Source organism: Amycolatopsis granulosa, from assembly GCF_011758745.1.
Classification (GTDB): domain Bacteria; phylum Actinomycetota; class Actinomycetes; order Mycobacteriales; family Pseudonocardiaceae; genus Amycolatopsis_E; species Amycolatopsis_E granulosa.
In genome coordinates, this window is sequence record NZ_JAANOV010000001.1 from 2670419 (window position 1) to 2694168 (window position 23750).

General features: G+C 69.0%; 18 protein-coding genes. 2 read left to right on the plus strand and 16 right to left on the minus strand.

Annotated features, from left to right (window positions below; genetic code table 11):
* On the plus strand, nt 1-1311 hold the full coding sequence (locus FHX45_RS12915) for a WXG100 family type VII secretion target (protein ID WP_167100528.1): 1311 nt from the start codon (nt 1-3) through the stop codon (nt 1309-1311).
* Nucleotides 1312-1366: 55 nt separating this feature from the next.
* Here FHX45_RS12915 and FHX45_RS12920 read toward each other — a convergent pair whose 3' ends face one another.
* The 16 genes from FHX45_RS12920 to rplJ form a co-directional block, all read right to left on the minus strand.
* Nucleotides 1367-1513 carry a hypothetical protein gene (locus FHX45_RS12920; RefSeq protein WP_167100531.1) on the minus strand — a complete coding sequence of 49 codons (147 nt, stop codon included), beginning with the start codon at nt 1511-1513 and terminating at the stop codon, nt 1367-1369.
* Between the two features lie 115 nt (nt 1514-1628).
* Entirely contained in the window at nt 1629-5540 is a 3912-nt protein-coding gene (locus FHX45_RS12925) for a DNA-directed RNA polymerase subunit beta' (RefSeq protein ID WP_167100534.1), read from the minus strand.
* 84 nt (nt 5541-5624) lie between these two features.
* Entirely contained in the window at nt 5625-9125 is a 3501-nt protein-coding gene (rpoB, locus tag FHX45_RS12930) for a DNA-directed RNA polymerase subunit beta (RefSeq protein ID WP_167100536.1), read from the minus strand.
* Between the two features lie 605 nt (nt 9126-9730).
* Nucleotides 9731-10726 carry a hypothetical protein gene (locus FHX45_RS12935; RefSeq protein WP_167100539.1) on the minus strand — a complete coding sequence of 332 codons (996 nt, stop codon included), beginning with the start codon at nt 10724-10726 and terminating at the stop codon, nt 9731-9733.
* Between the two features lie 17 nt (nt 10727-10743).
* Nucleotides 10744-11337: a hypothetical protein gene (locus FHX45_RS12940; RefSeq protein WP_167100542.1), complete on the minus strand. Its 594-nt coding sequence runs from the start codon at nt 11335-11337 to the stop codon at nt 10744-10746.
* 36 nt (nt 11338-11373) lie between these two features.
* The gene (locus FHX45_RS12945) at nt 11374-12633 is read right to left on the minus strand and encodes an MCE family protein (RefSeq protein ID WP_167100544.1); all 1260 of its coding nucleotides are present in this window, start codon (nt 12631-12633) and stop codon (nt 11374-11376) included.
* Complete coding sequence (locus tag FHX45_RS12950) at nt 12633-13859, minus strand: MCE family protein (protein ID WP_167100547.1); 1227 nt, start codon at nt 13857-13859, stop codon at nt 12633-12635. Before FHX45_RS12950 ends, FHX45_RS12945 begins: the two co-directional genes overlap by 1 nt.
* On the minus strand, nt 13856-15040 hold the full coding sequence (locus FHX45_RS12955; RefSeq protein WP_167100550.1) for an MCE family protein: 1185 nt from the start codon (nt 15038-15040) through the stop codon (nt 13856-13858). Before FHX45_RS12955 ends, FHX45_RS12950 begins: the two co-directional genes overlap by 4 nt.
* On the minus strand, nt 15037-16023 hold the full coding sequence (locus tag FHX45_RS12960; RefSeq protein WP_167100553.1) for an MCE family protein: 987 nt from the start codon (nt 16021-16023) through the stop codon (nt 15037-15039). Before FHX45_RS12960 ends, FHX45_RS12955 begins: the two co-directional genes overlap by 4 nt.
* Complete coding sequence (locus FHX45_RS12965) at nt 16020-17051, minus strand: MCE family protein (RefSeq protein WP_167100556.1); 1032 nt, start codon at nt 17049-17051, stop codon at nt 16020-16022. Before FHX45_RS12965 ends, FHX45_RS12960 begins: the two co-directional genes overlap by 4 nt.
* A complete protein-coding gene (locus FHX45_RS12970) occupies nt 17048-18382 on the minus strand; it encodes an MCE family protein (RefSeq protein WP_167100557.1) in 1335 nt (444 codons plus the stop codon). The genes FHX45_RS12965 and FHX45_RS12970 overlap by 4 nt, the downstream gene beginning before the upstream one ends.
* Nucleotides 18383-18389: 7 nt before the next feature.
* Nucleotides 18390-19229, minus strand: coding sequence for an MlaE family ABC transporter permease (locus tag FHX45_RS12975; RefSeq protein ID WP_167100560.1), 840 nt, complete (start codon nt 19227-19229; stop codon nt 18390-18392).
* Between the two features lie 2 nt (nt 19230-19231).
* The gene (locus FHX45_RS12980) at nt 19232-20026 is read right to left on the minus strand and encodes an MlaE family ABC transporter permease (RefSeq protein ID WP_167100562.1); all 795 of its coding nucleotides are present in this window, start codon (nt 20024-20026) and stop codon (nt 19232-19234) included.
* Nucleotides 20023-21198: an ABC transporter ATP-binding protein gene (locus FHX45_RS12985; RefSeq protein WP_167100565.1), complete on the minus strand. Its 1176-nt coding sequence runs from the start codon at nt 21196-21198 to the stop codon at nt 20023-20025. Before FHX45_RS12985 ends, FHX45_RS12980 begins: the two co-directional genes overlap by 4 nt.
* A 187-nt stretch (nt 21199-21385) precedes the next feature.
* Complete coding sequence (gene rplL / locus FHX45_RS12990; protein WP_167100567.1) at nt 21386-21778, minus strand: 50S ribosomal protein L7/L12; 393 nt, start codon at nt 21776-21778, stop codon at nt 21386-21388.
* Between the two features lie 45 nt (nt 21779-21823).
* Nucleotides 21824-22360 carry a 50S ribosomal protein L10 gene (rplJ, locus tag FHX45_RS12995; RefSeq protein ID WP_167100570.1) on the minus strand — a complete coding sequence of 179 codons (537 nt, stop codon included), beginning with the start codon at nt 22358-22360 and terminating at the stop codon, nt 21824-21826.
* Between the two features lie 304 nt (nt 22361-22664).
* On the opposite strand from rplJ, the gene FHX45_RS13000 reads away from it, so the two are divergent.
* Nucleotides 22665-23714, plus strand: coding sequence for a hypothetical protein (locus FHX45_RS13000; RefSeq protein WP_167100572.1), 1050 nt, complete (start codon nt 22665-22667; stop codon nt 23712-23714).
* Nucleotides 23715-23750: the final 36 nt, after the last annotated feature.

Consider the following 23750-nt stretch of genomic DNA (forward strand, 5'->3'; position numbering starts at 1 on the left):
GTGCCCACGAACGCGGAGGCGCTGGCCGAGAACTTCGGTTCCGGCTACGACGCCGAAGACGTCCAGGAGAAGATCGACGACACGGCGCCGGTCAAGCTGTACTCGGGCGCCGCCGACACCGTCGAGGCCGGGTTCCGGCTCGGCGAGGACCTGGCGCAGGGCGACGTCCAGGCGCTGGTCTCGGACGCCGCGGACGCGTTCGGCACGGCCACCTCGTTCGTCGACGAGGCCACCGACACCATCGGCGGCATCGTGTCCGACCCGCTGGGCTGGCTCATCTCCAACGGCGTCGGCTTCCTGGTCAGCTGGATCAAACCGCTCGAGGACGCGCTCGAACTCGTCACCGGCGACCCCGACGCCCTGGAGGCCGGTGCGACCGCGTTCAACGAGCTCGGCGCGCAGATCGAGGCGCTGCGTCAGGAGACCGAAGAGCTGCTCACCACCGGTCTCGCCGACTGGCGGGGCGACGGCGCCGACGCCGCGAGCAAGCGGCTGAGCGACTTCCGGGACGGCCTGTCGGGCACCGCCGGCGCGACGACGGAACTGGCCACGCTGCTGGCGGTGAGCTCGGCGGTGATGAGCATCGCGAAGGACGTCGTCCTGAGCATCATCAGCGACTTCGTCGAATGGCTGATCGTCACCTGGCTCGCCGCGCTGGCCGCCACGTTCGTCACCTTCGGCGGCTCCGAAGCGGCGGCGGCCGCGGCCACCGCCGCCCGCGCCGGGACGGAAACCACCAAGGTGAGCCGCTGGGTGCAGAAACTCACCACGGTGCTCGACAAGATCAAGGGCCTGATCGACAAGATCAAGGCGTTCCTGGACAAGATCCCGGGGTTCCGCAAGATCGCCGATTCGGTCGGCAAGGCCGCGGACGGCCTGGGCACCAGAAAGCTCACCGACAAGGTCGGCCGTCAGCTGACCGACGGCGTGCTGACGGACAACCTCGGCGAGGAGGCGGCGGCCGCGATCCGCGAGCGCGCGAAGGACGCGGCCGGCCACGCGATCGGCCGCGGGAACACGCCCAGCCTGACCAGGGACCTCCACGAGGCGGTCAGTGACACCATCGGCGGCCAGGCCGCTGGCAAGCTCAAGGAGTTCGCCGTCGATGCGGTGAAGGACAAGGTCTACGCGACGAGCGAAACCGGCAGCGACGAGGTCCCCGGCGGCAAGCGGGAGACCCCGGACATCCCCGGCACGATCGAGAAGACCCAGGAAACCGTGGACGAGTTCACCGAGGCCGTCGAGCAGGTCGAGGACCACGGCGACCGCGGGATGCCGGATCGCGACATCAGCGGCAAGCTCGGCTTCTGACCGGAACGCGAACGGGGCCCCAGGCTCGTGCCCGGGGCCCCGTCACGTGTGCGAGCTATTCGTCCTCGTCCGGCTTCGCGTGGTCCGGCTTGCCCGGATTGGGGTCGCGGGACAGGTCGATGGCCGGGTGGCGCGGGGCGCCCTCCGGTGCCGCGTGGCGGCCGGTGGCCGGCGTGTCCTGCGGCGTGTGCTCAGCGTTCACAACGCCCTCCTCGTGTCGCTCCGGTGTGAACCCGGGGCTCACGCTACCGCCGCGCCCCGGCCCGGACACGACGAAGCCCCCGGCTCCGGAAGAGGAGCCGGGGGCTTCGCGGCTGTCAGCGGAAGTCGCGACCGAAGTCGTAGTCGTCCAGCGGAACGGCCGCACCCGTGCCGGTGCCGAAGACATCCGGGGTGTAGTAGCCGTCGTCGTAGGACGGGATGGCGTACGCCGCCACCCGCGCCTCCTCGGTCGGCTGCACCTGGATGTTGCGGTACCGGTTGATGCCGGTGCCGGCCGGGATCAGCTTACCGATGATCACGTTCTCCTTGAGGCCCACGAGCTTGTCGCTGCGGCCGTTGATCGCCGCATCGGTCAGCACCCGGGTGGTCTCCTGGAACGACGCCGCGGACAGCCACGAGTCCGTGGTCAGCGACGCCTTCGTGATACCCATCAGCACCGGACGGCCCGAGGCCGGCTCGCCGCCCTCGGCCACGACCGACCGGTTCGTGCTCTCGAACTTGGTCCGCTCGGGCAGCTCGCCCGGCAGGAAGTCCGTCGAACCGGAGTCGATGATCGTCACCCGGCGCAGCATCTGCCGGACGATGACCTCGATGTGCTTGTCGTGGATCGACACACCCTGGGCCCGGTACACCTTCTGGACCTCTTCGACGAGGTGCATCTGCGCCTCGCGCGGGCCCATGACACGCAGCACCTCGTGCGGGTCCGGCGTGCCCTCGAGCAGCAGCTGGCCGACCGACACGTGGTCACCGTCCTGCAGCGGCCCGGTCGGCGTGTTGGCCAGACGCTGGCGCTTCGACAGCTTGTCGAAGACGATCTCCTCGCCACCGTCGTCCGGGATGAGCGTGATCTTCCAGAACCGCTCGCTCTCCTCGATGCGCACCCGGCCGTCGACGTCGGCGATCGGCGCCTTGCCCTTCGGGACCCGGGCCTCGAACAGCTCGGTGACACGGGGCAGACCCGTGGTGATGTCGTCACCGGCGACACCACCCTGGTGGAAGGTACGCATCGTCAGCTGGGTACCGGGCTCACCGATCGACTGGGCGGCGACGATACCGACGGCCTCACCCACGTCGACCAGCTTGCCGGTCGCCATCGAGCGGCCGTAGCACATCGCGCAGACCCCGACGGCCGACTCGCAGGTCAGCACCGAGCGGACCTTGACCTTGGTGATGCCGAACGAGATCAGCTTCTCCATGGCCGGGTCGGACAGGTCGTCACCCGCGTTGAGCACGACGTTGCCCTGCTCGTCGGTGACGTCCGAGGCGAGCGTCCGGGCGTACACGCTGGTCTCCACGTGCGCGCCGCGCAGCACGGTGCCGTCCGGCTGCTTCTCGCCGATCACCCGGGTCACGCCGCGGCTGGTGCCGCAGTCGGTCTCCCGGACGATGACGTCCTGCGACACGTCCACCAGACGACGGGTCAGGTAACCCGAGTCGGCGGTCCGCAGCGCGGTGTCGGCCAGACCCTTCCGCGCACCGTGGGTGGCGATGAAGTACTCCGCCACCGACAGGCCCTCGCGGAAGTTCGACTTGATCGGGCGCGGGATGTACTCACCCTTCGGGTTCGACACCAGACCACGCATACCGGCCAGCGACCGCACCTGGGTCATGTTGCCCGCCGCCCCGGACTTCACGATCATCGAGATCGGGTTGTCCTCGGGGAAGGCGTCCTCCATGATCTCCGCGACCTCGTCGGTCGCCTGGGTCCACACCTTGACGAGCTCGTTGTTGCGCTCGGCGTGCGAGAGCTGACCACGCTGGTAGCGCTTCTCCACCTGCGCGGCCTTGGCCTCGTACCGGTCGAGGATCTCCTTCTTCTCCGGCGGCACGATGACGTCGAACATCGACACCGTGACGCCCGAGCGGGTGGCCCAGTAGAAGCCGGCGTCCTTGAGCCGGTCCAGGACCTGCGCGACCTGCGTCATCGAGTACCGCTCGGCGAGGTCGTTCACGATCGCCGCCTGGCGCTTCTTGGGCAGCGGCTCGTTGATGAACGGGTAGTCCGCGGGCAGCAGGTCGTTGAACAGCACCCGGCCGAGGGTGGTCTCGGCCAGCCACGGCTGACCGGGCTCCCAGCCCTTCTCCGACAGCTGCGCGAGCTGCTCCTTGTTGGGCTGACGGTCCTTGACGCGGATCTTGATCGGCGCGTGCAGGCCCAGCGTCTTGCGGTCGAAGGCCATGATGGCCTCGGCCGGCGAGCTGAACGCCTGGCCGGCCCCGATCGCGTTCTCGTCGAGGCGGGTCAGGTGGAACAGACCGGTGACCATGTCCAGACGCGGCATGGCCAGCGGGCGGCCGGACGCCGGCGACAGGATGTTGTTCGCCGACAGCATCAGGATCCGGGCCTCGGCCTGCGCCTCGGCCGACAGCGGCAGGTGCACCGCCATCTGGTCACCGTCGAAGTCGGCGTTGAACGCCTCGCAGACCAGCGGGTGCAGCTGGATGGCCTTGCCCTCGACCAGCTGCGGCTCGAACGCCTGGATGCCGAGGCGGTGCAGCGTCGGCGCCCGGTTGAGCAGCACCGGGTGACCGGTGATGACCTCTTCCAGCACGTCCCACACCTGCGGGCGGGCCCGCTCCACCATCCGCTTCGCGGACTTGATGTTCTGCGCGTGGTTCAGGTCGACCAGCCGCTTCATGACGAACGGCTTGAACAGCTCCAGCGCCATGTCCTTGGGCAGACCGCACTGGTGCAGCTTCAGCTGGGGACCGACGATGATGACCGACCGGCCCGAGTAGTCGACGCGCTTGCCGAGCAGGTTCTGGCGGAACCGGCCCTGCTTGCCCTTGAGCAGGTCGGACAGCGACTTCAGCGGCCGGTTGCCCGGGCCGGTGACCGGACGGCCGCGGCGGCCGTTGTCGAACAGCGCGTCGACGGCCTCCTGCAGCATCCGCTTCTCGTTGTTGACGATGATCTCGGGCGCGCCGAGGTCGATCAGCCGCTTGAGGCGGTTGTTCCGGTTGATGACCCGGCGGTACAGGTCGTTGAGGTCCGAGGTGGCGAAGCGGCCACCGTCGAGCTGCACCATCGGGCGCAGGTCCGGCGGGATCACCGGGACCGCGTCGAGGACCATGCCGCGCGGGTCGTTGCCCGTGGCCTGGAAGGCCGCGACGACCTTGAGCCGCTTCAGCGCGCGCAGCTTCTTCTGCCCCTTGCCGTTGCGGATGGTGTCGCGCAGCTTGTCGGCCTCGGCGTTGACGTCGAACTCGGTGGCCAGCTTCTGGATGGCCTCCGCGCCCATGCCGCCGGTGAAGTACTCGCCGTAGCGGTCGTACAGCTCGCGGTACAGCGTCTCGTCCGCGATCAGCTGCCGCGGCTCGAGCTTGGTGAAGGTCGTCCAGACCTCCTCGAGCCGGTCCAGCTCACGCTGGGCGCGGTCGCGGAGCTGCTTCATCTCGCGCTCGCCGCCCTCCTTGACCTTCCGGCGCACGTCGGACTTGGCGCCTTCGGCCTCGAGCTGGGCGAGGTCGGTCTCGAGCTTCTGCGCGCGCGCCTCGATGTCGGCGTCGCGCTTGGCCTCGATGTTCTTCCGCTCGACGCTGATCTCGTTCTCCAGCGTCGGCAGGTCGTTGTGCCGCAGCTCCGTGTTCACCCCGGTGATCACGTAGGCCGCGAAGTAGATGATCTTCTCGAGGTCCTTCGGCGCCAGGTCGAGCAGGTAACCCAGGCGCGACGGGACACCCTTGAAGTACCAGATGTGCGTGACCGGCGCGGCCAGCTCGATGTGGCCCATCCGCTCACGGCGCACCTTGGCGCGAGTCACCTCGACACCACAGCGCTCGCAGATGATGCCCTTGAAGCGGACCCGCTTGTACTTGCCGCAGTAGCACTCCCAGTCCCGGGTGGGACCGAAGATCTTCTCGCAGAAGAGCCCGTCCTTCTCCGGCTTCAGGGTGCGGTAGTTGATGGTCTCCGGCTTCTTGACCTCGCCGAAGGACCACTGGCGAATGTCGTCCGCGGTCGCCAGGCCGATCCGGAGCTCATCGAAGAAGTTGACGTCCAGCACGTGGGTGCATCCCCTTTGGGGTTGATTCGGCTAGAGGAAGCGGGGACCCGGGCGGGGCGGTGCGGCCCCGCCCGGGTTCCTACGTCATTGCACGACGTCGTCCACCGAGGGCGACTCGTTGCGGGACAGGTTGATGCCGAGGTTGGCGGCGGCGCGCTCCAGGTCCTCGTCGTCGGAGTCGCGCATCTCGATCGCGGCGCCGTCGCTGGAGAGGACCTCCACGTTCAGGCACAGCGACTGGAGCTCCTTGAGGAGAACCTTGAACGACTCGGGGATGCCCGGGTCGGGGATGTTCTCGCCCTTGACGATGGCCTCGTACACCTTCACGCGGCCGACCACGTCGTCCGACTTGATCGTCAGCAGCTCCTGCAGCGTGTAGGCCGCGCCGTAGGCCTGCATCGCCCAGCACTCCATCTCACCGAAGCGCTGGCCACCGAACTGCGCCTTACCACCCAGCGGCTGCTGGGTGATCATCGAGTACGGGCCGGTGGAGCGGGCGTGGATCTTGTCGTCGACCAGGTGGTGCAGCTTGAGGATGTACATGTAGCCGACCGCCACCGGGTACGGGAACGGCTCGCCGGAGCGGCCGTCGAGCAGCGTCGCCTTGCCGTTCTCCTTGACCATGCGCTCGCCGTCCCGGTTGGGCCGGGTCGACGCGAGCAGGCCGGTGAGCTCCTCTTCCTTGGCGCCGTCGAACACCGGGGTGGCGGTGTTCGTGCCCGGCTCCACGTCGTAGAGCTCCTCGGACAGGTTGCGTGCCCACTCCGGGTTGCCCTCGATCTGCCAGCCCTGCGAGGCGAGCCAGCCCAGGTGCAGCTCGAGGATCTGGCCGATGTTCATCCGTCGCGGCACACCGTGCGTGTTCAGGATGATGTCGACCGGGGTGCCGTCCTCCATGAACGGCATGTCCTCGACCGGCAGGATCTTGCCGATGACACCCTTGTTGCCGTGCCGGCCGGCGAGCTTGTCGCCCGGCTGGATCTTCCGCTTCTGCGCCACGTAGACGCGGACCAGCTCGTTCACGCCCGGGGGCAGCTCGTCGTCCTCCTCGCGGGAGAACACGCGGACGCCGATGACCTTGCCGGTCTCGCCGTGCGGCACCTTCAGGGAGGTGTCGCGGACCTCGCGGGCCTTCTCGCCGAAGATCGCGCGGAGCAGGCGCTCCTCCGGGGTCAGCTCGGTCTCGCCCTTCGGCGTGACCTTGCCGACCAGGATGTCACCGTCGCGGACCTCGGCACCGATGCGCACGATGCCGCGCTCGTCGAGGTCGGCCAGGACCTCCTCGGAGACGTTCGGGATGTCCCGGGTGATCTCCTCGGCGCCGAGCTTGGTGTCCCGGGCGTCGATCTCGTGCTCCTCGATGTGGATCGAGGTGAGCACGTCGTCCTGCACCAGGCGCTCGGAGAGGATGATCGCGTCCTCGTAGTTGTGGCCCTCCCACGGCATGACCGCCACGAGCAGGTTCTTGCCGAGCGCCATCTCGCCCTCGTCCGTCGACGGGCCGTCGGCGATGACCTGGCCGGCCTCGACGCGGTCGCCCTCGGACACGATCGGACGGTGGTTGAAGCAGGTGCCGGCGTTGGTGCGGCGGAACTTGTGCAGCCCGTAGCTCTTCCGGGTGCCGTCGTCGTGCATGATCGTCACGAGGTCGGCGGAGAGCTCCTCGACCACACCGGCCTGCTCGGCGACGAGCACGTCACCGGCGTCGACCGCGGCACGCAGCTCCATGCCGGTACCGACGAGCGGCGACTCGGCGCGCAGCAGCGGCACCGCCTGGCGCTGCATGTTGGCACCCATCAGCGCGCGGTTGGCGTCGTCGTGCTCGAGGAACGGGATCATCGCGGTGGCGACCGACACCATCTGACGCGGCGACACGTCCATGTAGTCGATCTCCAGCGGGTCGAGCAGCTCGACCTCGCCACCCTTCCGGCGGCCCAGCACCTTGTCCTCGGCGAAGTGACCGTCGTCGGTCAGCGGCGCGTTGGCCTGCGCCTTGACGTACCGGTCCTCCTCGTCCGCGGTCAGGTAGTCGACCTGGTCGGTGACCCGGCCCTCGACGACCTTCCGGTACGGGGTCTCGATGAAGCCGAACGGGTTGACCCGCGCGTAGGAGCACAGCGACCCGATCAGGCCGATGTTCGGGCCTTCCGGCGTCTCGATCGGGCACATGCGGCCGTAGTGCGACGGGTGGACGTCACGGACCTCCATGCCGGCACGCTCACGGGACAGACCGCCCGGGCCCAGCGCGTTGAGGCGGCGCTTGTGGGTCAGGCCCGACAGCGGGTTGTTCTGGTCCATGAACTGCGACAGCTGCGAGGTGCCGAAGAACTCCTTGATCGCCGCCACGACCGGACGGATGTTGATCAGGGTCTGCGGCGTGATCGCCTCGACGTCCTGCGTGGTCATCCGCTCGCGGACGACGCGCTCCATCCGGGACAGACCGACCCGGATCTGGTTCTGGATCAGCTCACCGACGGTGCGGATGCGGCGGTTGCCGAAGTGGTCGATGTCGTCGACCTCGACCGGGACCTCGTTCTCACCCTCGCCCATCGTGGTCTCACCCGCGTGCAGGCGGACCAGGTACTCGATGGTGGAGACGATGTCCTCTTCGGTCAGCGTGCCGGTCTCGTACGGCAGGTTCAGGCCCAGCTTCTTGTTGAGCTTGTAGCGGCCCACCTTGGCCAGGTCGTAGCGCTTCTCCTTGAAGAACAGGTTCTCCAGGAGCGTCTGGGCGCTCTCCTTGGTCGGCGGCTCGCCCGGGCGCAGCTTGCGGTAGATGTCGAGCAGCGCCTCGTCGGTGCCGGCGGTGTGGTCCTTCTCGAGCGTGGCGAGCAGGGTCTCCGAGAAGTGGAACCGCTCGCGGATCTGCTCGGTGGACCACCCGAGGGCCTTCAGCAGCACCGTGACGGGCTGGCGGCGCTTGCGGTCGATGCGGACGCCGACGGTGTCGCGCTTGTCCACGTCGAACTCGAGCCACGCGCCACGGCTCGGGATGATCTTGACGCTGTAGACGTCCTTGTCGGTCGTCTTGTCGACGCTGGTGTCGAAGTACACGCCGGGCGACCGGACCAGCTGGGACACCACGACACGCTCGGTGCCGTTGATGATGAAGGTGCCCTTTTCGGTCATCACGGGGAAGTCGCCCATGAAGACCGTCTGGCTCTTGATCTCGCCGGTCTCGTTGTTGATGAACTCCGCGGTCACGAAGAGCGGGGCCGCGTAGGTCATGTCCTTGTCCTTGCACTCCTCGACCGAGGCCTTGACCTCGTCGAAGCGCGGGTCGGAGAAGGACAGCGACAACTTGCCGGCGTAGTCCTCGATCGGGGAGATCTCGTTGAGGACCTCTTCGAGGCCGCCGACGGGGTTCTCCTCCCCCTCGTTCACGCGGCGTTCGAACCACTTCTCGTCACCGGTGAACCACTGGAAGGACTGGATCTGCACGTCCAGCAGATTGGGGGTGGGGAGGGGCTCGCGAATCTTCGCGAACGAGACCCGCTTGGGGGCTCCGGGAATTCCCGTCGGGTTCGGCTCCGTGACAGCCGAGGTGGTCGCAGCAGTGGCCTGGTTCGCGGGAGAGACTGCCAAGATGCGTCCTTCCGGGGACAATGAGCGGTGCGCAGCCGCGATAGCAACAGCTATAGCGACTGTCAAGGGTGCCGTGTGCCCACTATCCTAGCTTCCGTCTTCGGGCAGCCTGAAAGAGGGCAGCGCAAAGAAGCAGTCTAGCCCGAACGACGCGTTCTGTCGAGGGGGCCGCTCGATGGGGCCCGCACCTCGATCACGACGTCCTCAGGCATCGCCTCCCGGCAGTCCCTCCCGCAGGGTGCTGCCGTTGGCGATAAGCGTGAACCCCCGGCGCCGAAGAGTCAAGATGCCACGCGGCGAACCCGCCGGTTGGCGCAACGGGACAGCCGCCCGAAGACCGCCATGACCTGCGGTTTTTCCTTGTCCGGACCGTCGGGCGACGGATCCGATCACGGCGGGTTGCGGCCGGGGTCACGGCGGTTCAAGATCGTTCCGGGCGCCGGTGCGGAGCCTCGCGAAGCGGTGCGCGGGGCGCCGCGAGCGGGCCGTGGATCACGACGGGGAGTGGTGCGCTTCACCGGCAACGAGGGTCCGGGAGCACCCGGTTACGACGACGGCCCGCCGGGCAGGGCTCGGCGGGCCGTCGGTGCGCGATGTCGGCGCCCTCAGCGGGACGGCGCCGGGGACGCCGGCGGCGCGGGGCTGGACGGCGCCGGGGTCGCGGCGGCGGGCGGCTGCTCGGCCTGGTAGGTGTTCAGCGCCGAGACCTTCCACTTGCCGTCCGCGTACTGCATGTTCAGCCACAGCTGGGCGCTGCCGCTGGCGGTCTGGTTCTGGTCGGTCCGCGTCGAGGTCTGGTCGACGAACACCATCACCTTCGCGCGGTCGTCCTGCAGCGTGAGCACCGCGCTGCGGGTGGCCTTCACGGTGACCACGATCTTCTGCTGCGGGGCCAGCCGCTCGACGTCACCGAAGATCGCGTTGTAGGTGTTGCGGACGTCGTCGTTGAGCAGCAGGTCCTTGGCCGCGTTCTGCGTCTTGGCGATGTTGTTGTAGTCGTAGGAGAACAGCGACTCCACGGCGCCGGACGCGGCCTTGCCCACCTCGGCGGTGCGGGCGGTGTCCAGCAGGGCGGTGTTCGAGGTCAGGGCCTCGACGCGGTTGTCCTCGATCTTGAACCACACCGCGAACCCGGCCAGCACGAGTGCCAGGCCGAACAACGCGCCGGCCAGGACGTACGGGCTCGCCTTCCGCCGGGGCGCGGCCTCGTCCGGTTCGCCGGCCTCCTCGGGCTCAGTCGCGGCGGCTTCGGCCTCGGCGTAGCTGCCCGGCCTCGGCTCGCCCGCGTCGCGTGTCTTGGGCCGGGGGCTCGGGCGGCGCGGCGCGGCCTCCTCCGGCGCCTCGGCGACCTCCGGGGCATCGACAGCCGCAGCCGCGGGCGCCGCGTGCCCGTCGGCGGCCTCCGCGGTGTCCGTGGCCTCGGCTGTGTCTGTGGTGTCGGCCTCGGCGGTGTCGGCGGTGTCGGTGGTCTCAGCGGTCTCAGCGGTCTCCGGATGGTCCTCATCCCGGGGCCGCGGGCTCGGCGAGGGCCGCCGGATCCCGGCACCGGCGATCTTGGGACGGCGGCGCACCGGCGGCGTCTGCCGGCGAGACGGTGGCATGACTGGTCCTCTCCTCGTTACTGCCCGCTCACGAGCGGCACGGACCCGATCCCGGACACCTTCCAGTCGTCCCCGACCCGGGTCATCTGGACCTCGAGCCGCAGTGACTTGGCGGCGGGCTGCGCGCCCTCCTTGGTGATCGTCGTGCTGATCGCGGCCAGCACGCTCGCCTTGCCCTCGTGCAGGTTCAGCTCCTCCACGCCGACGTCCTGCACGGTGGTGGTCACCTTGGTCCTGGCGTCGGCCATCGCCTGGCGGTAGTTCTGCTCAGTGGCGCTGATCTGGTCGGCCAGCTCCTGCGTGGACACCGCCTTCTGCTGGGCGAAGTAGGCGTCCGGGTTGGTGTAGTCCAGCTCGGTGTACGCCTTCACCGCCGTGGTGCCGGCCTTGGTCACATCGTCGCGGGCCTGGGCCAGCGCCAGGTTGTCGTCGGCGGAGGCGACCCACCACTGGATGCCGAAGATCGCCGCGACGATCAGGGCCGCGGCGGCCAGCGCGGCGCTGCCCAGCACCAGGTAGCGGCCCCGCTTGGCCTCGGCTGCGGGGTCCTCGGCCGGCGGGCCCGGGACGCCGGCCTCGCCGGTTTCCTCGCGCGGCTCGTCGGAACTCATGATTCTCCAGACTAGGTCGGCCGGGTGCGGGCGGCGTCAGCCGGGCAGGCCCAGCAGTGCGGTCAGGCTCGTGATCGTGACGCCGGGCGAGCCGACGACACCGGGGGTGCCCCGCATGTACGCCAGCTGCTGCTCGTCGCGGTCGGCATTCTGCTGCACGTCCTGCGGCGTCGGCGCGACCGGCACCCCGTTGTACGGCGCGTTCTGCGCACCGCGCACGTCGATCGGGCTGCCCTTGGGCTCGGCGCAGTAGGAGTTGAAGTTCGGGTCCCGCGGCGTGGTCTCGTTGCCGGGCCGGTACTGCTCCGGGCTCATGTAGCCCTTCGTGCAGGCCGGCGGGTCGAACAGGTTGAGCGCCAGCCCGAGGTGCGCCGTGCCGTCCCCGGACACCACGCTGCGGGCGCCCACCGCCAGCACCGGGTAGCTGACCAGCACCTGCTGGATGCCGTCCTGCCGGGTCAGCAGCAGGTTGGAGGTCGTCAGCAGGTTCGCGGTCAGCTCGCCGAGACCGGGCCCGAGGTCGGTGACGAACTGGTTGAGCGTCTGCGCGGCACCGGGAGCGACCTCGATCAGCCGCCGGATGTCGGCGTCGGAGCCCTTCAGCGTCGCCGACAGCTGGTTGAGGTTGCGGCTGAACTCGGTCAGGTTGCCCGCCTCCGCGTTCTGCGTGGCGAGCACCTTCTTGCCCGAGTCGAGCAGCTGCACGGTCTGCGGCAGGTACTGCTGCGCCGTGGCCGTGAAGTCGCGCGCGGTGTCCAGCAGCTGCTGCAAGCCGGGGCCGGTGCCGTTGAACGCGTCGTAGGACTCGTCGACGACGGTCCGCAGCGCGTCCTTCGGCACCGACGCGGCCAGGTTGTCCAGGTCGCTGATGATCTGGTCGGTGCCGATCGGGGTCTGCGTCCTGGCGGCGGGGATGACCTCGCCACCCCGCAGGTACGGCCCGCCGTCGGCGACCGGCCGCAGGTCGACGAACTGCTCGCCGACGGCCGACCGGTTGGCGATCACGGCCCGCAGGTTCGCCGGCACCTGCGGCGATTCGGGCGAGATCTGCAGCTCGGCCTCCAGCCCCTGCGCGGTGAGCCGCAGCTGGCCGACCTTGCCGATGTTGAAGCCGCGGTAGGTCACCTCGGCGCCGGTGAAGATGCCGCCGGACTGCGTCAGCTCCAGCTTCACCGTGTAGCCGTGCTGGCCGAACACCTGCCCGAGCCCGGCGAACCGGATCAGCGCGTACACCACGGCCACCACGGAGATGACCAGGAACGCGACCAGTTGGATCTTCGTCCTGCGAACCAGCATCACGCACCTCCCGCGAGCAGCCCGAAGATGCCCGCGACCCCGGTTTGTTGCGGTTGCGCCCCGGTCGCGCCCGTGGCACCACTGGCGGCCGCGCTCTTGGCCGCGGCGCCCAGCGGCAGCGGTAGCGGCAGCGGGGGCGGCTGGTTGGCCTGCTCGCCGACGACCCCGCCGGTGAGCCCGTCCAGCGCGGGCGGCAGCAGCCCGCCGAGCGGGTTCTGCCTGCTGCGGCTGAGGTTCTGCAGCACGTTCTGCAGGTTCAGGTCGACCTTGGCGTAGAGGTTGAAGTAGTCGCCCTTCACGCCGTTGATCGCCGCGTCGGTGAACGGGTAGGTCAGCAGGATCTCCAGCGACTTGGGCAGGTCGGCGCCGGCCTCGCCGAGCTTCTGCAGCGTCGGTAGCAGCGCACGCAGGTCGGCGACCAGATTCTCCTGGCTCCGGTGCAGCGTGTCGACGGTGACACCGGACAGGTTCCGCAGCGCCTGGAGCATGGTGACCAGCTGCGAGCGCTGCTGCTCCAGCACGCCCAGGCCCGGCCCGAGGTGGTCGATCGCGTTCACGATCTGGTCCTTCTGCCCGGCCAGCGTGCTGGACAGCCGGTTGAGACCGTCCAGGGCGCGGGTGATGTCCGCCGATTGGGCGTCCAAGGTGGACACCAGCTGGTCGGCGTTGTCCAGCAGCCGGCGGATGTCCGGTTCACGGCCCGCGGTGGCGGCGTTGAGCTCCTTGGTGATGGTGTTCAGCTGCTCCACCCCGCCGCCGTTGAGCAGCATGGACAGGGCCCCGAGCACCTCCTCCACCTCGACGCTGCGGTTGGTGCGGGCCAGCGGGATCTCCGCGCCGTCGGTCAGCGTGCCCTGCGCCAGGTCGTCGCCCGGCGAGGTCAGCTCGACGTACTTCTCGCCGAGCAGGCTGGACTGGCGGATGTTGGCCAGCGCGTTGGCCGGCAACTTGACACCCCCGTTGAGCCGGACGGTGACCTCGGCGTGCCACCCGTCCGGGGTGAGCCCGATCTCCTCGACCCGGCCCACCGGCACCTCGTCGACCTTGACACCGGCCTGCGGCACGAGGTCCAGCACGTCGGCGAACTGGACCTTCACCGTGTACGGGTGGTCGCCGAGATCGGCGCCACCGGGCAGCGGCACGTCGTAGATACCGCCGAACGCGCAGCCGGACAGCGTGAGGGTGCCGGCCACTCCGGCGGCGACGAACGCGAGCGCCTTCTTCACCGTCCCGCCCCCGTTCCGTAGACGGTCTGGGCCAGCGGGAGCGGCAGCGGGGGCAGCTCGCCCTTCTGCAACGCGTGCACGGTCTGCGCGACCGACGGCAGCGGCACCGCGCCGTCCACCAGCGGCGCGACCGAGCTGCACAGGTTGCCCAGCGCGTCCAGCGCCTTCGGGGTCTGCTTGAGCAGGTTGCAGATCATCACGATCGGCGGCTGGGTGAGCTCGTTGAGGTTGGGCCGGGCATCCAGCGTGCCCGACGAGCCGTTGTAGGCGTTGATCACGTTGTTCAGCCCGACCGGGGCGACGTCGAGGATCTCGGCGAGCGCGCTGCGCTGGTCCACCAGCACCCTGGTCACGCTCGCCAGCTTGTCCACGTTGGACTTGAGCCGGTCGCGGTGGTTGTCGATGAACTGCTGCACCGTGGCGAGCGTGGTGCCCAGCTGCCGAACGGTGGCGGCGAGGTTGTCCTTCTCCCCCGCCAGGTACCCGGACACGTCGGCCAGGCGCTGCTCGAACTGCCGGACCTGGCCGTCGCTCTGCGCCAGCGCGGTGGTGAAGTCGGCCAGGTTGCTGATCGTGGCGAACAGGTCGTCCTTGTTGCCGGCGAGCGTGCGCGACGCCTGGCTCAGCTTGGTGATCGTGTCGTGCAGCGCCTCGCCGTTGCCGTCCAGGTTCCGCGCCAGCGTGGTGAGCAGGTCCGACAGCGAGCCGTTGGAGTTGACCCCGTTCGGGCCGAGCGACTGGCTGATCTTGTCCAGGCTCGCGTAGAGCTGGTCGACCTCGATCGGCACCGCTGTCTTCTCCAACGGGATGACCGCGCCCTCACTGATCACCCGGCCACCGGTGTAGGCCGGCGCGAGCTGCACGTACCGGTCGCTGACCAGCGACGGCGCGACGATCGCGGCCTGCGCGTCGGCCGGCACCCGGACCGCCCGGTCGTACTCCATCTCGACCTTGACCCGGTCGCCCATCGGCTGCACCGCGGTCACCTTGCCCATGTCCACGCCGAGCACCCGCACGCTGTTGCCGACGTAGAGGCCGGTCGCGTTGGTGAAGTACGCGGTCACGTGCTTGCGGTCGGCGTCCTTGAGCGTCCACCACAGCACGCCGGCCACGACGAGACCGAGCACGCACGCGGCGGCGACGCCACGCGCGAGGGAACGTCCGAAGCGGGTTTCCGTCATTTCTGATTGCACCCCTCTTCGTTCAAGGGGCCGACCGACGGCAGGATCAGGCCGCAGATGTAGTTGTCGAACCAGTGCCCGTTGCCGACGGTGTTGGTGAACACCCGGATGTAGGGCGCGAAACGGGCGATGCCCTGGGCCAGGTTGTCCTGGTTGCGCTGCAGCATCGAGGTGAGCTGGTCCAGCGACGTCAGCACGGGACCGAGCTGCGCGTCGTTGTCGCTGATCAGCCCCTGCAGCTGCCGGGACAGCTCCTGCGAGCCGGTCAGCAGCGTGGAGATCGCCTGCTCACGGGCCGCGACCTCCTGCAGCACCAGGTTGCCGTCGGACAGCAACCGGGTCAGCTGCTGGTCCCGGTCGGCCAGCGTCCGCGAGATCTGGTTGGTGTTCTGCAACAGCTCCGACAGCTGGCTGTCCCGCTTGGCGATCGTGTCCGACAGCTGCGACAGGCCGTTGAGCGCGCCCCGGACGTTCTGCGGGGTGCCGGACAACGTCTGCGACAGCACGTCGAACGAGCGCGCCAGCTGGTTGGTGTCGATGTCGTTCACCGTGGTGGACAGGTCCCGGAACGCGTCCAGCACGTCGTAGGGCGCGAGCGTCCGTTCCCGCGGGATCGGGGTCCCGGGGTCCAGGGTCTTGTCGCCGACCGGGTCCAGCGCCAGGTACTTCTGGCCGAGCAAGGTCTTGATCTTGATCGCGGCCGCGGTCTTGTCGCCGAGCCAGGCGTCCTTGACCTTGAACGTGACCTTCACCGAGGCGCCGTCCAGGGCCACGTCGGTGACCTTGCCGACCTTCACGCCGGCGACCCGCACCTCGTCGTCGGGCTTGAGCCCGGCCGCCTCGCTGAACTCCGCCTGGTAACTGGTCCCGGCGCCGATGATCGGCAGGTTGTCGGCGTTCAGCGCCGCGACGAGGCCCAGCACCATCAGCACGAGGCCGACGACCGCGATGGGCACCGGGTTGCGTGACTGGAAGCTCCTCATGATCCGCACCGGTCCCTGGTCTGCGGCAGGATCGGGATGTTGATCTCCTGGTTGATCAGCGGTGGCAGCGACACGCTCCCGGAGGCCGAGCAGAGGTAGAAGTTGAACCAGGAGCCGTAGTCGGCCGTGCGCGTGAGCGTGGTGACCTTCTGCGGCAGGAACTGGATGAAGTGCTCCACCAGCGGCTCGCTGTCGTCGAGGTTCCGGGCGAGCCCGCCCAGCGCCGAGATGTCGTTCTTCAGCGGGTCCCGCGCCTGCTGCACGAAACCCGCCGTGGTGTTCGCCAGCCCGCCCAGCGCTTCGATCGCGTCACCGATCGCACCGCGGTCCTGCGCCAGACCGGTGGTCAGCCGCTGCAGCTTGTCGATCAGGTCGGTCAGCTGCGGCGTGTGCGCGTTGACCGCGTCGAGCACCGTGTTCAGGTTGGTCACCACCTGGCCGATCACCTGGTCCTTCTGGGCGATCGTGGTGGTCAGCGACGCGGTGTGGGCGAGCAGGCTGTCGATCGTGCCGCCCTCGCCCTGCAGCACCTGGATCAGCTCGTAGGACAGCTTGTTGACGTCCTCCGGGTTCAGCGCGCGGAACAGCGGCTTGAACCCGTTGAACAGCTCGTCGAGGTCCAGCGCCGGGCGCGTGTGCTCCAGCGGGATCGTGCTGCCCGGCTTGAGCGTGCCCTTGTCGGCACCGGTGCCCTGCGCGAGCGAGAGGTACCGCTGGCCCACCAGGTTGCGGTACTTGATCTGCACGGTGACCCCGGCGGGCAGGCTGCGCCCGGAGTCGACCTGGAAATCGATCTGGGCCTGCCGGCGGTCGACGATCTTGACGTCGGTGACCTGGCCGACCTTCACCCCGGCGATCCGCACGTCGTCACCGGGCAGCACGAGGGTCGCGTCGGTGAAGCGCGCGCTGTAGCCGGTGGTGTTCTGCGTGTTGATGTTGGCGATGCTGATGCCGAGGATCGCCGTGAACAGCACCGTGATCACGATGAAGATCGTCAGCTTGATCAGCGGCGCGAGCAGTCCCCTCACTTGACCGTCACCTCCGCGCCCCGGTACAGCGGCCCGACGAGCAGGCTCGACCAGCCGGGCATGTCCGCGGGGTCGACGCCGACCTGCGGGCCGACGAGCTGGGACAGGAAGTCCAGCTCCGCGCGGCTGTTGGCCGGGTTGCCGCCCGCCGCGCCGCCACCGTTGTAGCCGCCGGCGTTCGCGATGGTGTTGGCCGGCACGAGACCGTCACTGGCGGCGCGCGAGCCGGGTGTCGGCTGGGCGCCGTCCTTGATCGGCCCCTCCGGCGGGTACTGCGGGAACGGCTGCGGGAAGTCCTTGACGTCATAGCAGCGCGGACCGCGCTTGTCCGCGAAGCGCGGCTCGTCGCGGCCCGGCTGGTAGGGCCCGCGGTTGGTGACGATCTCGATGGTCGCGTGCAGGCCGGGCTGGCTGGTGCCCTTGCCGAGCGCCTGGTCCACCAGCGGCACCAGCTGGGCCATCGACCCGAACAGGCACGGGTACTCCGGTGCGTACCGGGCCAGCAGCTCGGCGGTCGGGCGCGAGTTCTCGGCCAGGCTGATCAGGTTGCTCGCGTTGGCGCGCACGAACGATTCCAGGGTCTGCGACGCGGCCGTCACGTTGCCGTAGAGGGCCTGCAGGTTCTGCTGCTCGTCGAAGACCGTCCGGGTCGTGGTGGTCAGGTTGTCCAGTGTCTGCACCAGGTCCGGGGCCGCGGTGCTGAGGTTGTCGGAGAACTTCGCCAGCTCGCGCAGGTTCTGCTGCAACTGCGGCAGGTGCGGGTTCAGGTCACCCAGGTAGGTGCCCAGCTCCGACAGCGTCTTCCCGAGCGTCTCGCCGCGGCCCTGCAGCGCGGTGGAGATCGCGGTCAGGGTGGTGGACAGCTTCTCCGGCTGCACGGCCTGCAGGACCGGCAGCAGGTCGTCCAGCGCCTTCGCCAGCTGAACCGCGTCCTGGGTGCGGTCCTCCGGGATCACGTCACCGGGGGCCAGCGTCCTGGCCGAGGGCCGGTCCGGGATCTCCAGCGACACGTACCGCTCGCCGAACAGCGTCTTCGGCAGGAAGCGGGCGCTGACGTTCTCCGGGATCAGCTTCGCCGACCCCGGGTCCAGCGCGAGGGTGAGCGTGGCGCCCTCGGCGCCCGCCTCGATCGACTTCACCGAACCGACGATGAGTCCGCGCACCTTGACGTCGGACTGCGGCAGCAGCTGGTTGCCGACCTCACCGGCCTGCAGCTTCACCTCGACCGTCGGCGTGAAGGCGTTGTCGTACATCGCGATGGACAGGGTCACCCCGCCCACCAGCACGGCGATCAGGAGCAGGCCCAGCAGCCTGCGGCGCAAGGTCACCATGGTGTCCTCACCCTGCGATCCGGACCGTCACCGAGGTCCCCCAGAGGGCGAACCCGATGAAGAAGTTGATGATGGCGACCGTGACGATGCTCAGCCGCACCGCGCGGCCCACCGCCACACCCACGCCGGCCGGGCCGCCCGAGGCGCGGTACCCGAAGTAGCAGTGGGTCAGGATGATCACGACGCTGAATATCAGCACCTTGATGAACGAGTAGAAGACGTCCTGCGGTGGCAGGAACAGGTTGAAGTAGTGGTCGTAGGTCCCGGCCGACTGCCCGTAGATGTAGACGACCACCAGCCGCGACGCCAGGTACGACGACAGCAGGCCGATCACGTACAGCGGGATGACCGCGACGAACCCGGCGATGATCCGCGTGGTCACCAGGTAGGGCAGGCTCGGCACGCCCATCACCTCGAGCGCGTCGATCTCCTCGGAGATCCGCATCGCGCCCAGCTGAGCGGTGAACCCGGCGCCGACGGTCGCCGACAGCGCGAGCCCCGCGACCAGCGGCGCGATCTCGCGGGTGTTGAAGAACGCGGTGAGGAACCCGGTGAACGCCGAGGTGCCGATCGAGTTCAGGGCCGAGTAGCCCTGCAGGCCGACCAGCACACCGGTGAACAGGGTCAGGCCGATCATCACGCCGACCGTGCCGCCGATGACCGCCAGCGAACCGGAGCCGAAGCTCACCTCCGCCAGCAGCCGCAGCACCTCCTTGGTGTAGCGGCGGATCGTGCGCGGTGTCCACGCCAGCGCCCGGATGTAGAACGACATCTGGTCGCCCAGGGTGTCCAGGACCTCCAGCGGACGGTGGACGATCCGCTTCGCCGTCTGACCGATGCTCGCCATGATCAGCTCAGCTTTCCGGGGACGATCTGCAGGTAGATGAGCGTGATCACGAAGTTCACGACGAACAGCATGAGGAACGTGATGACGACGGACTGGTTCACCGCGTCACCCACGCCCTTCGGGCCGCCGGCGGGGTTCAGCCCGCGGTAGGCGGCGACCACGGCGGCGATGAAGCCGAAGATCAGCGCCTTGATCTCGCCGACCCACAGGTCCGGCAGCTGCGCCAGGGCCGAGAAGCTCGCCAGGTAGGCACCCGGGGTGCCACCCTGGAGCACGACGTTGAAGAAGTAGCCGCCGAGCACGCCGATGACGCTGACCATGCCGTTGAGCAGCAGCGCGACGAGCATCGACGCGAGCACGCGCGGCACGATCAGCCGCTGCACCGCGGAGACGCCGAGCACCTCCATCGCGTCGATCTCCTCGCGGATCGTCCGCGCGCCGATGTCCGCGCAGATCGCGCTGCCGCCGGCGCCCGCGACGAGCAGCGCCGTCACCAGCGGCGCGGCCTGCTGCACGGTGGCGAGCACGCTGCCGGCGCCGGTGTAGGACTGCGCGCCGAGCTGGCGCGCGAGCGAACCGAACTGCAACGAGATGACCGCGCCGAACGGGATCGCGACCAAGGCCGTCGGCAGGATCGTGACGCTCGCGATGAACCACGACTGCTGGATGAACTCCCGCAACTGGAACGGCCGCTGGAAGAACCCGCGGATGATGTCCAGCCCGAGGGCGAACAACTTCCCGGTTTCACGCAGCATCCCGAGGCCGGGAACCTTGGCCGAGTTGGCCGTCGAGCTCATGCCTCACCGGCCCCCGGGCCGCGCGACCCGTCGGTGCTGTCGGATCTGCCGGGCCACGCCGACTGCGGCAGGCGGGCGATGTCGTCCTCCGGCAGCTGCCCCTGGTGGTGCGCCGGCATCGGCTGGGTGGCCGCCGCGTGCCGGCTGCCGGTGGACACCGCGCGGCGCGGGCTGACGCCGTAGTGGCGCTGCTCGTCCGGGGTGAGGGACTCGATGATGCCCTCCTGCGCGGCGGGCGGCAGCGTGTGCAGGATCTTCATGACCCGGTCCTTGCGGCGGATCGCGCCCTGCCGGGTCGGCACGCCCGGGGTGGGCTGCATCTGGGCCGGGATGCCGGTGACGTCCTCCACACCGCCGGCGTGGTGACCGGCCTCGAACATGGCGCGCTCGGCCGCGATCTGTGCGGTGTCCTTCTCCTCGGACATGCCGATCGGCCCGTCCATGCGACCGTTGAGGAACTGCTTGACGACCGGCTCCTCACTGGTCAGCAGCACCTCGCGGGGCCCGAACATGACCAGCTCCTTGCGGAACAGCATCCCCAGGTTGTCCGGCACGGTGCGCGCCAGGTTGATGTTGTGCGTGACGATCAGGAACGTCGCGTCGATCTGGGCGTTGACGTCGATGAACAGCTGGGAGATGTAGGTGGTGCGCACCGGGTCCAGGCCGGAGTCCGGCTCGTCGACCAGGATGATCTCCGGATCCAGGACGAGCGCGCGGGCGAGCCCGGCGCGCTTGCGCATACCGCCGGAGATCTCGCCCGGCAGCTTCTTCTCGGCACCGGCCAGACCGGTCATCTCGAGCTTTTCCAGCACGATCCGGCGGATCTCGGTCTCGGATTTCCTGGTGTGCTCGCGCAGCGGGAAGGCGACGTTGTCGTAGAGGTTCATCGACCCGAACAGCGCGCCGTCCTGGAACAGCACCCCGAAAAGCTTTCGCGTCTCGTAGAGCTTGTGCTCGCTGCACCGCACGATGTCGACGCCGTTGATGACGCACTTGCCCCGGTCCGGCTTGAGCAGCCCGATCATGGACTTGAGGAACACCGACTTGCCGGTGCCCGACGGGCCCAGCATCACCGACACCTCGCCCGGGGGCAGCGTCAGGGTCACGTCCCGCCAAATGGTCTGCCGCCCGAAGGACTTGGTCAGCCCTTCGATGACCACCTCGGCACCCATCGAACCTCCCGCAGCTCCGACGCCGTGGATCAACACCCTGGCACACGCCTGCCCGGCGTCAACAGGGTGCAACGAGTCAAGTCCCGAGCAGGTTACTCACCGGTTTTTCAAGCCACAATCCAGGTGAACGAAAAAAGCGAACCATCCGCTGGGGATGGTCCGCTTTTTCGAGATGCGAAATGCGTGACTACTTGACGCTGACCTTGGCGCCGGCAGCCTCGAGCTTCTCCTTGGCCGCGTTGGCGGCGTCCTTGTCGACCTTCTCCAGGAGCGGCTTCGGGGCGCCCTCGACGAGCTCCTTGGCCTCCTTCAGGCCCAGACCGGAGACGACCTCGCGGACGACCTTGATGACCTGGATCTTCTTGTCGCCGGCACCCTCGAGGATGACGTCGAACTCGTCCTTCTCCTCCTCGGCCGGGGCGCCCGCGGCACCGGCACCCGGGGCGGCCGCGACGGCGGCGACGGGGGCGGCAGCGGTGACGTCGAAGGTCTCCTCGAACTTCTTCACGAAGTCCGAGAGCTCCAGCAGGGTCAGCTCCTTGAACGCGTCGAGCAGTTCATCGGTGCTCAGCTTCGCCATGATGGCGTTCCTTTCCTAGCGGGTGGTACGGGGTGGGTGGGTACTTCAGCTCTCGGCGGGTGCCTCGTCGCCCTGCTGCTTGTCGGCCAGGGCCTGCGCGAGGCGGGCGACCTGGGACGCCGGGGCCTGGAACAGCGCCGCGGCCTGGGACAGCTTGGCCTTGAACGCGCCGGCCGCCTTGGCGAGGAGAACCTCGCGGCTGTCGAGGTCGGCGATCTGGTTGACCTCGTCGACGGACAGCGGGCGGCCGTCCATGTAGCCACCCTTGATGACCAGGGCGGCGTTGTCCTTGGCGAAGTTCTTCAGGGCCTTGGCGGCGTCGACCGGCTCACCCTGCACGAAGGCGATCGCGGTCGGGCCGACGAAGAGGTCCTGAAGACCCTCGACGCCGGCCTCTTCCGCGGCCCGCTGCACGAGGGTGTTCTTCGCGACCCGGTACTTGGCACTGGTGCCGAGAGCGCGGCGCAGCTGGGACAGCTGGGACACGGAGAGGCCGTTGTACTGCGTGACGACGGTGGCCGAGCTGTTGCGGAAGTGGTCCGCGATCTCGGCGACGGCCGCCACCTTGTCCGGCTTCGCCATGGGTCGCCTCCTCTCTTTGGCTGGGTCGACCGCCTGTGAGGAGTCCCTGGGAAGAAGAAAACGCCCACGCGCAGCAAGCACGGGGCGTCATGGGCACACCAGTGGTGCGCCTGCCTCGTTCCTCCTGCGCAGGCCGCCCCTCTTCGTTCGGGGCACTTCGCTTCACGCCTGAACGACGTGAAGAACCAGCGGTCTTCGGTAGAACCGTCATCCATCGTACCTGCTGGTTTCGACCGGGTGCCGGTGGCCCCGCTTTTCGCGGTCCGTGCTGACCCGGGCACGCGGGGGCAGGCATCATGGGCGCGTGGTGGAGCAGCGACCAGCCCGACAACCCGACGAGCCCGCCCCGGACGGCAACCAGCCTGCCCCAGCCGATGGGGGGCCGGCGGCGACCGGCGGCGGGCCGAACCCCGGCGGCCAACCGCAGCTGGATCCGGAACAGCTTCGTCAGTTCCAGCAGTTCCAGCAGTTCCAGGACTTCCTCCGCTACACCGAGGCCCAACGGCAGGCCGGCAGCCGGCCTGCCGCTCGGCAGGACGCGCCGATCCAGAGCGCCCCCGGGTACGGCCCGCAGCCAGGCGGTGACACCTCGGGCCAACTCGGCCCGGCTCAGCCCGGCCGCCTGACGCCATGGCAACCCGGCACCGCTCAGCCCGGCCACCTGACGCCGACGCAGAGCGGCCACCTGACGCCGGCTCACCACGGCGGTCCCCCAGCCCCACCACCACCGCACGGTCAGCTCCAGCCGGCCCCGCTCCCCCAGCCGGGACCGAAGATCAAAGCCCCCCGATGGGCGAAGCGCCTCGCCGGCAAACTGCTGTCGGCCCTGTTGTTCCTGCTGGTCCTGATCATCGCCGGCAAGCTGGCCTACGACCACTTCTTCCCCAGCGACGACCCCGACCTCCCCGCCTCCCAAACCGGGGGCGGCACCTACCACACGAACAAGATCTTCTCGACGTCGCCGTACGAATCGGTCCGGATGGTCTACGCCCAGATCGCGCAGAACCGGCCGGACCTCGCCTGCGGTTCTTTCGACATCCCGGTACAGCAGAAGTTCGCGGAAGACCTCGGCTATCCCGACTGCCGTCAGGCGGTGTTAGCGGTGAAGGCACAGGTCACCAACATCAACGACTACGCCGAGTCGATTCCCAGCTCGGTCTCGGAGCCGCCGGCAAGTGACACCGTAACGATCGATTCCTGCCGTTTTGTGGTGCGTGGCGGGCCCGCGCTGGGTGTGTTCACGGCGCAGCGCGTGGAGAAAGGCCAGTGGCTCATCACGGCGCACCAGCCAGGGCCCCGCACCTGTCCACTGCCGAGTACCCCGGCCAGCGCGGCGACGCCGAGCAGCCGGTAGAACGGCAGAAGGGCCCCGGCGCGGTCAGCGCCGGGG